The sequence below is a fragment of the Streptomyces sp. NBC_01092 genome (assembly GCF_045039535.1).
In the GTDB taxonomy this organism is placed as follows: domain Bacteria; phylum Actinomycetota; class Actinomycetes; order Streptomycetales; family Streptomycetaceae; genus Streptomyces.
Window position 1 is genome coordinate 4104920 of record NZ_CP108659.1, and the last position, 13942, is coordinate 4118861.

13 protein-coding genes and 1 tRNA gene are annotated in these 13942 nt (G+C 69.1%); 10 read left to right on the plus strand and 4 right to left on the minus strand.

What is annotated here, in order from left to right:
• Positions 1-10: 10 nt before the first annotated feature.
• Entirely contained in the window at positions 11-1573 is a 1563-nt protein-coding gene (locus OG254_RS18420) for a purple acid phosphatase family protein (protein ID WP_405583102.1), read from the minus strand.
• 175 nt (positions 1574-1748) lie between these two features.
• Between OG254_RS18420 and OG254_RS18425 the strand changes: the two genes are divergently transcribed.
• Both OG254_RS18425 and glmS read left to right on the plus strand, forming a co-directional pair.
• Positions 1749-2006 (plus strand): hypothetical protein, encoded by a 258-nt coding sequence (locus OG254_RS18425; RefSeq protein ID WP_147999454.1) that lies wholly within the window; start codon positions 1749-1751, stop codon positions 2004-2006.
• Between the two features lie 14 nt (positions 2007-2020).
• Positions 2021-3838: a glutamine--fructose-6-phosphate transaminase (isomerizing) gene (glmS, locus tag OG254_RS18430; RefSeq protein ID WP_405583105.1), complete on the plus strand. Its 1818-nt coding sequence runs from the start codon at positions 2021-2023 to the stop codon at positions 3836-3838.
• A 172-nt stretch (positions 3839-4010) separates the two neighbouring features.
• On the opposite strand, the gene OG254_RS18435 is transcribed toward glmS, so the two are convergent.
• Together OG254_RS18435 and OG254_RS18440 are read right to left on the minus strand one after the other, a co-directional pair.
• Positions 4011-4577 (minus strand): GPR1/FUN34/YaaH family transporter, encoded by a 567-nt coding sequence (locus tag OG254_RS18435; RefSeq protein WP_405583107.1) that lies wholly within the window; start codon positions 4575-4577, stop codon positions 4011-4013.
• Between the two features lie 150 nt (positions 4578-4727).
• On the minus strand, positions 4728-5255 hold the full coding sequence (locus OG254_RS18440; protein ID WP_351189746.1) for a universal stress protein: 528 nt from the start codon (positions 5253-5255) through the stop codon (positions 4728-4730).
• A 349-nt stretch (positions 5256-5604) separates the two neighbouring features.
• On the opposite strand from OG254_RS18440, the gene OG254_RS18445 reads away from it, so the two are divergent.
• From OG254_RS18445 to OG254_RS18465, 5 genes are all read left to right on the plus strand, one after another.
• Positions 5605-5922, plus strand: coding sequence for a hypothetical protein (locus tag OG254_RS18445; protein ID WP_351189749.1), 318 nt, complete (start codon positions 5605-5607; stop codon positions 5920-5922).
• A 377-nt stretch (positions 5923-6299) separates the two neighbouring features.
• Entirely contained in the window at positions 6300-7538 is a 1239-nt protein-coding gene (locus OG254_RS18450; RefSeq protein ID WP_351189752.1) for a helix-turn-helix domain-containing protein, read from the plus strand.
• Positions 7539-7735: 197 nt separating this feature from the next.
• On the plus strand, positions 7736-8338 hold the full coding sequence (gene orn / locus OG254_RS18455) for an oligoribonuclease (protein ID WP_351189755.1): 603 nt from the start codon (positions 7736-7738) through the stop codon (positions 8336-8338).
• 117 nt (positions 8339-8455) lie between these two features.
• Positions 8456-8528: transfer RNA gene (locus tag OG254_RS18460), tRNA-His, on the plus strand.
• 106 nt (positions 8529-8634) lie between these two features.
• Entirely contained in the window at positions 8635-9150 is a 516-nt protein-coding gene (locus tag OG254_RS18465) for a GNAT family N-acetyltransferase (protein ID WP_405583110.1), read from the plus strand.
• A 32-nt stretch (positions 9151-9182) separates the two neighbouring features.
• Here the strand turns inward: OG254_RS18465 and OG254_RS18470 are convergent, their stop codons facing one another.
• A complete protein-coding gene (locus tag OG254_RS18470; protein WP_405583112.1) occupies positions 9183-10238 on the minus strand; it encodes a LacI family DNA-binding transcriptional regulator in 1056 nt (351 codons plus the stop codon).
• A gap of 357 nt (positions 10239-10595) precedes the next feature.
• On the opposite strand from OG254_RS18470, the gene OG254_RS18475 reads away from it, so the two are divergent.
• From OG254_RS18475 to OG254_RS18485, 3 genes are read left to right on the plus strand one after another with little or no spacing between them, the layout of a single operon-like run.
• On the plus strand, positions 10596-11921 hold the full coding sequence (locus OG254_RS18475; protein WP_405583114.1) for an extracellular solute-binding protein: 1326 nt from the start codon (positions 10596-10598) through the stop codon (positions 11919-11921).
• Positions 11918-12943 (plus strand): carbohydrate ABC transporter permease, encoded by a 1026-nt coding sequence (locus tag OG254_RS18480; protein ID WP_405583116.1) that lies wholly within the window; start codon positions 11918-11920, stop codon positions 12941-12943. Before OG254_RS18475 ends, OG254_RS18480 begins: the two co-directional genes overlap by 4 nt.
• Complete coding sequence (locus OG254_RS18485) at positions 12940-13842, plus strand: carbohydrate ABC transporter permease (RefSeq protein ID WP_405583118.1); 903 nt, start codon at positions 12940-12942, stop codon at positions 13840-13842. Before OG254_RS18480 ends, OG254_RS18485 begins: the two co-directional genes overlap by 4 nt.
• The last annotated feature ends 100 nt before the right edge of the window (positions 13843-13942 follow it).

Below are 13942 nucleotides of genomic sequence, written 5' to 3' on the forward strand. Positions count from 1 at the left end.
GCCGGCAGGCCTACTTGGCCCTGCGCGCCACCGTGAAGTGGTCGATCCGGTCACCGGTCTCGGCGATGCCCTGCACCTTCAGGGTGGCGTAACGGCCCCGGGGCGCGGGATTCACGTCCACGCGCAGGAACGAGTAGTTGAGGTACCGCACCCGCGACCAGGCGACGGTCTCGTTCTGCTTGCCGTCCTTGAGGTTGACGAAGGAGGCCACGGAGTCGACCTCGTTCTCGTGCCCCTCGTAGGAGTCGGGCGCGGTGAAGGCGTACAGGCTGCGGCCGGCCGCGCCCGCGGTGACGTAGACGACGCCCTCGCTCTCGGGGTAGGCGGTGCCGCCGATGGGCAGCTTCTTGGTGACCTTGTCGCCCTTGATCACGTCGGTGCGCTCGTACTGGTGGTTGTGGCCGTTGATGACGAGGTCGACCTGGTACTTCTCGAACAGCGGCACCCACTCCTGGCGCACACCCCCCTCCGAGGCGTGCGCGGTGGAGGTGCAGTAGGCGCAGTGGTGGAAGAACACGATGACGAAGTCGATGTCGTGGGCGGCCCGGAACTTCTTGAGCTGCGCCTCGAACCACTTGGTCTGCGTGCCGCCGGAGATGCCGAGGTTGGCGGGAATCTCGTACGACACGTCGTTGGGGTCGAGCGAGATGATCGCGGTGTTGCCGTGGACGAAGGAGTACACGCCCGGCAGGTTCTTCTTGTCCGGCCCGTTGTCGGGCAGGGAGAAGCGGGCCTCCTCGCCGCCGTAGCCGCCCGGCGAGTACCAGGCCTCCATGTCGTGGTTGCCGTAACTGACCATCCACGGCACCGACTTGGCGACCGACTCGGTCTGGTACAGGAACTGGTCCCACACGCGCGAGTCGAAGCCGGTGTCGGCGGTCTTGCCGGCGCCGGACGGGTCGGCGTAGGCGATGTCGCCCGCGTGGAGATGGAAGGCCGGGTTCTGGCCCAGGAGCAGGCTGTCGTTGGCGAGGCCGTGGTAGCTGACGCCCTGGTCGCCGAAGGCCGTGAAGGTGAACGGCTCCTTGTGGGCGGGGGCGGTGGTGAAGGTGCCGAGGGTGCCGAGCAGGTGCGGCTCGGCCGGGTCGAAGCCGGCGTGGCCGACGCCGTAGTAGTACGTCCGGCCGGGGCGCAGGTGGCTCAGCTTGGCGTGCACGTAGTACTGCGTGTGGTCGGCGCCGGCGCCGACGCCGGCCGGGGTGTAGAGGGTGCGGACCTCGGCCTCGATCTTGCGGGAGAGGTCCCAGGGGTGGGCGCCGATCCGGACGAACGGCTTCTTCACGGCGACCGGCACCTGCCACGAGACGGTCATCTCGGTGCGCGCGTCGTTGCCGTAGGCGAGGTGGCGGCCGAAGGGGGCGACGACGGCACCGTCGACGGTCTCGGTCTGTGTGAGGGGCTGGGTCCTGGTGGCGGCCTGGGCGGTGACGCCCGGCACGAACGTGCCACCCGCGACGGCGCCGAGGGTGACGGCGCCGCCTCTGATCATCGTGCGTCGCGAGAACTTGGTGCGCAGGTACTCGTGCTGTTCGGCCATGCTCATGCGCTCGGCCAGCTGCTGGGGTACACCCATGCGAGGAAGGTCCATGGCGTCACAAGCTGGTCGCTGCACACATCCCCCCGCGGAACAACCGCCCAACGGACACCCATGGGCGTTCCATAACTCTCCCAAAGGCCCCTGACACACCCTTGCCCGAAATCGGGCAGAATTCTTGCGAACCGGTCCCCCATACCCCAGGATCTACCGAGTGCACGACGACCTTGTTGATCACCTGACCCGCAGCACGCCCCTGAACCGGGGCGAGGCGCTGCGGGTGATCCAGGACGTGCTCGCCTACTTCGACGAGACGACCGAGGAGTTCGTCCGTCGCCGCCACCGCGAGCTCCAGGCCCAGGGCCTGGTGAACGCGACGATCTTCGAACGGATCGAGGCGGACCTGAAATACCGGGCGGTGGCACCGGCGGAGCTCACGCTCCGCCAGCTCCGCCGCATCGTCTACGGCTAGGGATACCTATATATATGTGCGGAATCGTCGGATACATCGGGAAGCGTGACGTAGCCCCCCTGCTCCTCGAGGGCCTCCAGCGCCTGGAGTACCGCGGCTACGACTCGGCCGGCATCGCCGTCACCTCCCCGAAGGCGGCCGGTCTGAAGACCGTCAAGGCCAAGGGCCGGGTCCGCGACCTGGAGGCCAAGGTCCCCGCGCGCTTCAAGGGCACCACCGGCATCGCCCACACCCGCTGGGCGACCCATGGCGCCCCCTCCGACGTGAACGCCCACCCGCACCTGGACGCCGAGGGCAAGGTCGCCGTCGTCCACAACGGCATCATCGACAACGCCTCCGACCTGCGCCGCAAGCTGGAGGCGGACGGCGTCGTGTTCCTCTCCGAGACCGACACCGAGGTCCTCGTCCACCTCATCTCCCGCTCGCAGGCGGAGAAGCTGGAGGACAAGGTCCGCGAGACGCTGCGCCTCATCGAGGGCACGTACGGCATCGCGGTCCTGCACGCCGACTTCCCGGACCGCATCGTCGTCGCCCGCAACGGCTCCCCGGTCGTCCTCGGCATCGGCGAGAAGGAGATGTTCGTAGCGTCGGACATCGCCGCGCTGGTGGCGCACACGCGCCAGATCGTGACGCTCGACGACGGCGAGATGGCGACCCTCAAGGCCGACGACTTCCGCACCTACACGACGGAGGGCACGCGCACGACCGCCGAGCCCACGACCGTCGAGTGGGAGGCCGCCTCCTACGACATGGGCGGCCACGACACCTACATGCACAAGGAGATCCACGAGCAGGCCGACGCCGTGGACCGCGTCCTGCGCGGCCGCATCGACGACCGCTTCTCCACCGTGCACCTCGGCGGCCTGAACCTGGACGCCCGCGAGGCCCGCCAGATCCGCCGCGTGAAGATCCTCGGCTGCGGCACCTCGTACCACGCGGGCATGATCGGCGCCCAGATGATCGAGGAGCTGGCCCGCATCCCCGCGGACGCCGAGCCGGCGTCGGAATTCCGCTACCGCAACGCGGTGGTGGACCCGGACACCCTCTACATCGCGGTCTCCCAGTCCGGTGAGACGTACGACGTCCTCGCGGCCGTCCAGGAGCTGAAGCGCAAGGGCGCGCGGGTGCTTGGCGTGGTGAACGTGGTCGGTTCCGCGATCGCCCGCGAGGCCGACGGCGGCATCTACGTCCACGCGGGCCCCGAGGTCTGCGTGGTCTCGACGAAGTGCTTCACCAACACGACGGTGGCCTTCGCGCTCCTGGCCCTCCACCTGGGCCGCACCCGCGACCTCTCGGTCCGCGACGGCAAGCGGATCATCGAGGGCCTGCGCAAGCTGCCCGCCCAGATCGCCGAGATCATGGAGCAGGAGGGCGAGATCGAGAAGCTGGCGCAGGGTTACGCCGAGGCCCGCTCGATGCTCTTCATCGGCCGCGTCCGGGGCTACCCGGTCGCCCGCGAGGCCTCCCTCAAGCTCAAGGAGGTCTCGTACATCCACGCCGAGGCCTACCCCGCCTCCGAGCTCAAGCACGGCCCGCTGGCCCTGATCGAGCCGGCCCTGCCGACGGTCGCGATCGTCCCCGACGACGACCTGCTGGAGAAGAACCGCGCCGCCATGGAGGAGATCAAGGCCCGCAGCGGCAAGATCCTCGCGGTGGCCCACCAGCCCCAGGAGAAGGCCGACCAGACGATCGTCGTCCCGAAGAACGAGGACGAACTCGACCCGATCCTCATGGGCATCCCGCTCCAACTCCTCGCCTACCACACGGCCTTGACCCTGGGCCGCGACATCGACAAGCCGAGGAACCTCGCGAAGTCGGTAACGGTGGAGTAGCCGACCCCTTTTCAGGGGCGCAGCCCCTGCCCTAGGGGCGCGGGGAACTGCGCGACAAGCCCCCACTCACCCGCACAGGCCGACGCACAAGACGGACCCCCACGTGATGCCACCATTCACGGGGGGTCCGTTTCGAATGCCGGGAAGCCGCCCAACTCCCCGGCCTGCGCAGCTAACCGGCGGCCGTCACCCCCCGGCCCGCAGCGCGTCGAGGAAGTGCCGTCGGCCAGTGGGCCAGCGCGGCGGTCGCGGCGTACCACGCCACCGCACCCGCGGCGACGGCGAACCAGCCACCCACCTTGGTGAGCCCGTCGTTGTCGGCGAAGCTTGCGATGGCCATGAGCAGCAGGCCGACGAAGAACAGCCCGTATGCGCCCTGACCGAGCTGGTCGCCACCGGCGAGTGTGAGAGACAGCGCCACGAGGGCGAACAGCAGCAGGAAGAGTCCCGCGGCATTGGCGGACACCTGATTGTCGGCGGCGACGGCCCAGGTGAACCACAGTGCGCCGAGCGCCACGAACGCGGTCCCGTTCGCGGAGTCACGGTCGCGCAGGGCCATCAGGCCGGCGACGAAGAGGGCAATGCCGCCCACGTACTGGGCGATTGATACGGCGTCAGCGGCCGACACGCCGTCGATCACATCGGCGTACCCCAGCCCGAAGGCCAACAGGGTGACACCGAGGGCGAGTCGGCCGACCACGGAGGTGATTCCGCTTCCCGCAGAGACGTCATTGTCCACGGCGGGCTCCCTTCATGCATGTGCAGTTGTGCGGTGTGCGATATATGCCCTTCACAAAGGCACAAACACCTCTACGCGTGAGTAGGTTCACGCACCGCAGAAAGGAGTCCGACGTCCCGAACGGCTCATCTCACCTGGGACAACGGCGAGTTACGGAATGACAACGACGGGACGCTTGGCCCGCTTGGCGAGCCGCCCCGCGACGGACCCGAAGATCCGGCCGACGATGCCCTGCGTGGAGCCGACGACGATCGCGTCCGCCTCGTACTCCCGCCCGACCTCTTCGAGCTCATGGCAGATGTCTCCGCCGCGCTCGACGAGGATCCAGGGCACTTCGGCGAGATACTCCGCGCAGGCCAGTTCGAGGCCCAGCACCTCGGTGCGGTGATCCGGCACATCGACGAAGACCGGGGGCTCGCAGCCCGCCCACACCGTGGTGGGCAGCCGGTTGGCGACGTGGACGATGATCAGGCCCGACCCGGAGCGATGAGCCATGCCGATGGCATAGGCGAGGGCGCGCTCGCTGGAGGTGGAGCCGTCGAAGCCGACGACGACACCGTGCTTGAAAGCGGGGTCGCAGGAATGGCGTGGCTCTTCTGCCGCCAGGGGCTCGGACGCCGTGGGGTCGGCTACCGGCCGCTTGCGGTCCGCAGGTTCGAAGAATTCGTGACCGGCCATGGCTGTCTCGGCGTATTGATCCTTATATGGGTGGGCCCGCGAGCGGAGCTCGTTGATGGATGCAGCAGTGTGCGGCGGAGCTGTGTCCGGGAATGGTCTTCCCAACCCCATACCCCAAGGGTACGGCGGCACGCCTCCTTAGCCCACATACCCACTCACGGTCTGTGCGGGTTCCAGGGAGCATGCACGAGGGGACGCCCGTAACGCAATGGTTGCTGCGGTGTACAGGCGGTTTGCACAGGATTCATTTGCGTCTTGCCGCATGGACGGCCCTCCACCAGTGACCGACCGCCCCCGCCCGCGTTGATCACCACGAGCCACCGCCCAGGCAGCCCAGGAGCACATATCCATGTCCGGACCTCGCACCACCGCCGAGGACAGCGTCACCGACGTGGTCCGCTGGGCGGCCTTCAGCTGCGTCCTGGTCCCCGTGGTCCTCCTCTGGTACGGCACCTCGCTCGCCGGCGCCGCCGGCACGGCCCTCGGTCTCGCGGCCGTCACGGCCGTGTGCCGCCTGCTGCTGCGCCAGTCGGAGCGCGGCGCGACCCGGCTGCGGCAGGAGGAGCGCCACGGCCCGTCACCCCGGCGTCGCGGACGCCATCACAGGACGGGAACGGGGGCCCATAGAGGCGGACGTCACACTGGGGGAAATACACCGGTCGGCTGACCGGTTTTCACGCACGGGCACGCCACTTTTCAGCCAACTTCTGGCGCGCATGCATCCCCTGCCCGGAACACCCCCCAACCCCCGTTCCACCTGCAGAGAAAGGGCCTCAGGGGGTCTGCGCACCCTACGTGGATTGGCCACTGCGACAAGGCGCACTTCCCTGCACGGCCCACGAGTGCAACGCTTCGTGATCGAATGCTTCACGCCAAGTTGCCAAGTCGACAATCTACCGAGTGCCGAACCGGCCACTGAGGCGTGACGCGACACAGTAGATTCGATCTTGACTGTCTACGGCGGGGGACTCGTGCAGGACCGAGGGGAAACGTGCAGGAGCGACACAACCGAGGAGCCGCGACCACCGAGGGGGGCTTAGCAGGATGAGCCACGACTCCACTGCCGCGCCGGAAGCCGCGGCCCGGAAGCTTTCCGGGCGACGCCGCAAGGAGATCGTCGCGGTGCTGCTGTTCAGCGGCGGCCCCATCTTCGAGAGTTCCATACCGCTGTCGGTGTTCGGGATAGACCGCCAGGACGCCGGCGTACCGCGCTACCGCTTGCTGGTGTGCGGAGGCGAGGAAGGCCCGCTGCGGACCACAGGGGGCCTGGAACTCACCGCGCCACATGGCCTGGAGGCGATCTCGCGGGCGGGCACGGTCGTCGTACCGGCCTGGCGCTCGATCACTTCTCCACCGCCCGAGGATGCGCTCGACGCACTGCGCCGGGCGCACGAGGAAGGCGCCCGCATAGTCGGGCTGTGCACCGGCGCCTTCGTCCTCGCGGCGGCCGGCCTGCTGGACGGCCGACCCGCGACGACACACTGGATGTACGCACCGACGCTGGCCAAGCGCTATCCGTCGGTGCACGTGGATCCGCGCGAACTGTTCGTCGACGACGGCGACGTCCTGACGTCGGCGGGCACGGCGGCGGGCATCGACCTGTGCCTCCACATCGTGCGGACGGACCACGGCAACGAGGCGGCCGGAGCTCTGGCCCGCCGTCTGGTGGTCCCGCCGCGCCGATCCGGCGGTCAGGAGCGCTACCTCGATCGATCTTTACCAGAGGAGATCGGCGCCGACCCACTGGCCGAGGTCGTCGCCTGGGCGCTGGAGCACCTGCACGAGCAGTTCGACGTGGAGACGCTGGCGGCACGCGCGTACATGAGCCGCCGGACCTTCGACCGCCGCTTCCGCTCGCTGACCGGCAGCGCTCCGCTCCAGTGGCTGATCACCCAGCGGGTGCTGCAGGCCCAGCGTCTGCTGGAGACGTCCGACTACTCGGTGGACGAGGTCGCGGGCCGCTGCGGCTTCCGCTCGCCGGTCGCGCTGCGCGGCCACTTCCGCCGCCAGCTCGGATCGTCGCCGGCCGCGTACCGGGCGGCCTACCGTGCCCGGCGCCCGCAGAGTGAGAAGCCGACGGAAGTGGAGCCGCCGGTCGGCCCGACCGCGCCACAGGGCCCACCGCCCTCCGCGTACCCGGACGCCGGCCCGGTCCCGCTCCAGACCCGGCGCACTCCGGCGCCCCTGGGCACGTCGGGGCCCCTGTCGGTGGCATCGGACAACGGCCGCGAGGCCTACGCGACGAGCCGGGCAAGCCTGCCGGGCCAGCGCAGCGGATCGTGACCTCGTGACCTTGTAGTACCGGACGGGCTGAAGTTTCTTCAGCCCGTCCGGGGGTCCCCCCTGCTCGTAGAGCTTGGGGGAATTTGAGGACAAGGCCCCTTCAGGGCCGAAGCGGGGGTCCGGGGGCGGCAGCCCCCGGTGACGTCCACACCGACGCGGGGCACCCGACAAGGGGACGTCAGCCTTAGGGTGGTCGCATGAACGATCGCATGGTGTGGATCGACTGCGAGATGACCGGCCTCTCGCTGTCCGACGACGCGCTCATTGAGGTTGCCGCCCTCGTCACCGACTCCGAGCTGAACATCCTCGGCGAGGGCGTCGACATCGTCGTCCGTCCGCCGGACGCGGCGCTGGAGACGATGCCGGAGGTGGTGCGTCAGATGCACACCGCGTCCGGACTCCTCGACGAACTCGCCGGAGGCACGACCCTCAAGGACGCCGAGGACCAGGTCCTCAGCTACGTCCGCGAACACGTCAAGGAACCCGGCAAGGCCCCGCTGTGCGGCAACTCCGTCGGCACCGACCGCGGCTTCCTGCTGCGCGACATGCCGACGCTGGAGGACTACCTCCACTACCGGATCGTGGACGTCAGCTCCATCAAGGAGCTGGCCCGGCGCTGGTACCCGCGTGCCTACTTCAACAGCCCCGAGAAGAACGGCAACCACCGCGCCCTCGCCGACATCCGCGAGTCCATCGCCGAGCTCCGCTACTACCGCGAGGCCATCTTCGTGCCCCAGCCCGGCCCCGACTCCGACACCGCGAAATCGATCGCCGCGAAGCACGTTCTCCCTGCTCAGTAGGTGTGTGAGGGGGGTCGCGCAAGGGCGCCGTAAAAGGCGTGCGCGAGCACCCCTTCGGACCCTGTACACTTTTTCTCGGCCGGTCGGGGACTCCACGGAAGTCAACAACCGGGCATGGTGGGTGTAGCTCAGCTGGTAGAGCACCTGGTTGTGGTCCAGGATGCCGCGGGTTCGAGTCCCGTCACTCACCCTGATGATCAGCCGGTGACTTCGTCGAAGAAGTCACCGGCTGATTCTTTTTCTCAACCAGCACGTGCACGGAGTTGGCGACGAGGGCAGGCCCTAGGCTGCCGACGATGTCCGAGCCCCGCGTAGTCGCCGAGCCCATCGCCGCCGACCGTCTCGACCTCCTCCCCCTGCGCGTCGAGCACGCCGAGGAGATGGCCGTCGCGCTGTCGGACCCGGCGCTGCACCGCTTCATCGGCGGGACCCCGCTCTCCCCCGACGCCCTGCGCACCCGCTACGAACGTCTCGTCTCCGGCCCCCCAGTCCCGGCCGTCTCCTGGTGCAACTGGGCGCTGTGGCTGCGCGCCGAGTCCTGCCTGGTGGGGACAATCCAGGCCACGATCACCGTGGACGGCGCCGAGATCGCCTGGGTGATCGGCACACCGTGGCAGCGACGCGGCTTCGCCTCCGAGGCGGCCCGCGCGCTGGTCGCCTGGCTGAGCCGGGGCGCCGTCCACACGGTCCTCGCCCACATCCACCCCGCCCACCACGCCTCGGCCTCGGTCGCGACGGCAGCGGGCCTGGCCCCGACCGAGGACCGACAGGACGGCGAGATTCGCTGGCTCCGTCGGCTGCACCGGCCTTGACCGCGCGCCGGGCCCGGGCGGAAGCCGCCCCCTCACGACGAAGCCCGTGTCACCAACTCCGTGGCCAGGACCGCCTGTGTGCGCTCCAGGCCCCTCGACGCCGCCGGACGACGGTCCGCGATCTCGGTGAGGAGCAGGTCGATCATGCGGCGGCCCATCTCCTCGATGGGCTGGCGGACGCTGGTCAGGGGCGGGTCCATGTGACGGGCGATCGCGGAGTCGTCGTAGCCGACGAGGGCCACGTCGTCCGGGATACGGCGGCCCGCCTCGCGCAGGACCTGGCGGGCGCCGGCCGCCGTGACGTCCGATGCCGCGAAGACGGCGTCGAGGTCGGGGCAGCGTTCGAGGAGGGCCCGCATCGCGCGGGCGCCGCCCTCCTCGGTGAAGTCGCCCGGCTCGATCAGCCGCTCGTCCGCCGCGCGCCCCGCGTCGCGCAGGGCCTCGCGGTAGCCGTCGACGCGGCGCTGGGCGCCGTAGACGTCGAGGCGGCCGGTGATGTGGGCGATGCGGGTGCGGCCGCGGTCCATCAGGTGCTCCACCGCCGAGCGGGCACCGCCGTAGTTGTCCGAGTCCACCGAGGTCAGGCTCTCCGCGGCGGATCTCGGGCCGCTGATCACCGCGGGGATCTCCAGCTGCGAGAGCAGGTCGGGCAGCGGGTCGTCCGCGTGGACCGAGACCAGCAGGACGCCGTCCACGCGGTGGGCGGCCAGGTACTGGGCCAGGCGGCGCCGTTCCTTGTCGCTGCCCGCGAAGATCAGCAGGAGCTGCATCTCGGTGTCCGCGAGCTCGGCGCCCACGCCCTTGAGCATGTCCGAGAAGTACGGTTCCGCGAAGAACCGGGTCTCCGGCTCGGGCACGACCAGCGCGATGGCGTCCGTGCGGTTCGCCGCGAGCGCCCGGGCGGCCGTGTTCGGGACGTAGCCGAGCTCCGCGACCGCCGCCTCCACCGCCGCGCGGGTCGCGTCGCTGACCCGGGGCGAGCCGTTGATCACCCGGGAGACGGTGCCGCGGCCGACGCCGGCCCGGGCCGCCACCTCTTCGAGGGTGGGTCGGCCGCCGCTCCGGCCCCGCGCTCCGTGGGTTGCCATGGGCTCCGCCTTCCCGCCGTTGTCCATACGCCGGCTGTCCATATGCCGGCCTGGAATTTAACAGCCGCGTCTCGAACTCCCCCACGCTCTTCGGGCAGGGGGACCCCGGGACGGGCTGAAGTGGGTCCAGTTAACGGCCCGATAACTGAACGCATCTCTCCGCGTCCGCTCCCTTGACACCCCCGCCCGGACCGACGAACCTTCAACACATCACAGGTGGGAGCGCTCCCACAGTACCTGACACATACACATCCCGCACGTTCCCCGCCCGCGCCGCAGCGACGCAAGATGACGAACTAACGGGCCCAACAGTGCAGTTGGCCGGGGGGTCGGCACGTCAGGCAACAGGAGGACGCAATGCGCACGAGTACCCACGGGTCCCGCCGGCTGATGGCCCTCGCGGTCGCGGCCGCGCTGACGACAGGGCTGCTCGCCGGCTGCGCCGAGGACTCGGACGACGGCTCTTCGAACGAGGGCGGTGGCAACGGCGGGGGTGGCAAGACCACGCTCACCATCGGCACCTTCGGCACCTTCGGCTACAAGCAGGCCGGCCTCTACGACGAGTACATGAAGCAGAACCCCGACATCACCATCAAGGAGAACGTCACCACCCGTACCGACGTCTACTGGCCCAAGGTCCTCACCCGGCTGCAGGCCGGCGCCGGTGCCGACGACATCCAGGCGATCGAGGTCATGAACGTGACCGAGGCCGTGCAGACGCAGGCCGACAAGTTCGTCGACCTCGGCAAGGAGGTCGACAAGTCCCAGTGGCTGGACTGGAAGAGCGCCCAGGCCACCACCAAGGACGGCAAGCTGATCGGGCTGGGGACGGACATCGGGCCCATGGCGATCTGCTACCGCAAGGACCTGTTCGAGAAGGCCGGCCTGGAGACCGACCGCACCAAGCTCGCCGAGCAGTGGAAGGGCGACTGGGGCAAGTACGTCGACGTCGGCAAGGAGTACATGAAGAAGGCGCCGAAGGGCACCAAGTTCGTGGACTCGGCCTCCTCGGTCTACAACGCGGCGCTGGGAGGCGGGACCGAGCGCTACTACAAGGACGACGGCACCGTCGACTGGGACAAGTCCCAGGGCGTCAAGCAGGCTTGGGACGTCTCCATGGAGGTGGCGACCAGCGACATGTCGGCGAAGCTGAAGCAGTTCGACAAGCCGTGGGACCAGGGCTACGCGAACGGCACCTTCGCCACGGTGGCCTGTCCGGCCTGGATGATCGGCTACATCCTGGAGAAGTCCGGTGACGCGGGCAAGGGCAAGTGGGACGTGGCGGCGGCGCCGACCGCGGCCAACTGGGGCGGTTCGTTCCTCGGCGTGCCGACGGCGAGCAAGCACCAGAAGGAGGCCGTCGCGCTGGCGAAGTGGCTGACCGCGCCCGAGCAGCAGGCGAAGGTCTTCGCCAAGCAGGCCAGCTTCCCGTCGACCCCGTCGGCGTACTCGACCCTGAAGCCGGCCTCCGCCACGACGGAGTACTTCTCCAACGCGCCGATCACGGAGATCTTCTCGGCCTCCGCCGAGACCATCCCGACCCAGTACTTCGGCATCAAGGACCAGGCGATCAACACCGCGCTGACCGACATCGGCATCCTTCAGGTCGAGCAGAAGGGCAAGAGCCCCGACGAGGGCTGGGACGCCGCCTCCGCGGAGATCAAGGACGTGCTCGGCCAGTGAGCAGCTCCAAGCAGGCCCTCGCGCATCCCGCGTCGAGCGCCGACGCCGCGCCCGGTGACCAGCCGGGCGCGGCCGGCCGCGCTCGCGGTCGCGGTACGCCGCCGGGGAACGATTCCTGGCGCAGCCGGCTGTACCGCTGGGACATGAAGGCGTCGCCGTACGCGTTCGTCGCCCCCTTCTTCATCGTCTTCGGGGCGTTCTCGCTGATCCCGCTCCTCTATACGGCCTGGTACTCGCTGCACGACGTGCAGCTGGCGAACCTGGACGGCCAGACCTGGGCGGGCCTGGACAACTACCAGAACCTGCTGTCCTCGGACTTCTTCTGGAACGCGCTGGGGAACACCTTCACCATCGGCGTGATCTCCACGGTCCCGCAGCTGCTGATGGCCATCGGCCTGGCGCACCTCCTCAACTACAAGCTGCGCGGCTCGACCGTGTGGCGGGTCGTGATGCTCACCCCGTACGCCACGTCGGTGGCGGCGGCGACGCTGGTGTTCGTGCTGCTGTACTCCTGGGACGGCGGCCTGATCAACTGGCTGCTGGACTTCGTTGGCATCGATCCGGTCAACTGGCGTGAGTCCGACTGGGGTTCGCAGTTCGCGGTCTCGTCGATCGTGATCTGGCGCTGGACCGGCTACAACGCGCTGATCTACCTCGCCGCCATGCAGGCGATCCCGGCCGACCTGTACGAGTCGGCCGCCATCGACGGTGCCAACCGCTGGCAGCAGTTCATCCACGTGACGATCCCGCAGCTGCGGCCGACGATCCTGTTCACGGTGGTCGTCTCGACGATCGGCGCGACCCAGCTCTTCGGTGAGCCCCTGCTGTTCGGCGGGGTGAGCGGCTCGAAGGGCGGCTCCGAGCACCAGTACCAGACGCTCGGTCTGTACATGTACGACCAGGGCTGGATCATCGGCAACCTCGGCAAGGCGTCCGCGATCGCCTGGTCGATGTTCCTGATCCTGCTGATCGTCGCCGTGATCCAACTGCTGGTCTCCCGACGGCTGAGGAAGTCCCAATGACAGCAAGTGAACTGACGATTCCTCAGACGGAGACCCAGAAGGTACGACAGCCCCGGCGCCCCCGTGTGATGGGCGCGGGCAAGCAGCTGCACGCCGGCCCGCTCACCTACGTCGTCCTGGCCGTCTTCGCGCTGGTCTCGCTGGCGCCGCTGGTGTGGACGGCGATCGCGGCCTCGCGCACCGACCGGCGGCTCGCGGAGACCCCGCCGCCGCTGTGGTTCGGCGGGAACCTGTTCAAGAACATGGGGCGGGCGTGGGAGGAGGGCGGGCTCGGCACGGCGATGTTCAACACCATCTTCGTGGCCAGCATGATCACCGTCAGCACGGTGCTGTTCGCCACGCTCGCCGGCTTCGCCTTCGCCAAGCTGCGGTTCCGGTTCTCCGGGGTTCTGCTGATGCTGACGATCGGCACGATGATGATCCCGCCGCAGCTGGCCGTCGTACCGCTGTATCTGTGGATGTCCGACCTCGGCTGGTCGAACCAGCTCCAGACGGTCATCCTGCCGACGCTGTGCACGGCCTTCGGTACGTTCTTCATGCGGCAGTACCTGGTGCAGGCGCTGCCGACGGAGCTGATCGAGGCGGCGCGGGTGGACGGCGCGAGCAGTCTGCGGGTGGTGTGGCACGTGGTGTTCCCGGCGGCCCGGCCCGCGATGGCCGTGCTCGGCCTGCTGACCTTCGTGTTCGCCTGGAACGACTTCCTGTGGCCGATCATCGCCCTCAACCAGCAGAACCCGACCGTGCAGGTCGCCCTCAACTCCCTGGGCACCGGTTACGTCCCCGACCAGGCCGTGATCATGGCCGGCGCCCTGCTCGGCACGCTGCCCCTGCTGATCGCCTTCCTGCTGTTCGGCAAGCAGATCGTGGGCGGCATCATGCAGGGCGCGATCAAGGGCTGACGCCCGCGCGCCCGCTTCGGCCGTACGCCCCCGGGGGCCGGGTCACCGCCGCCCCGGCCCCGGGTTTCCTCCCTCTTTCCCCTCTCGCCCCTCCTACCCG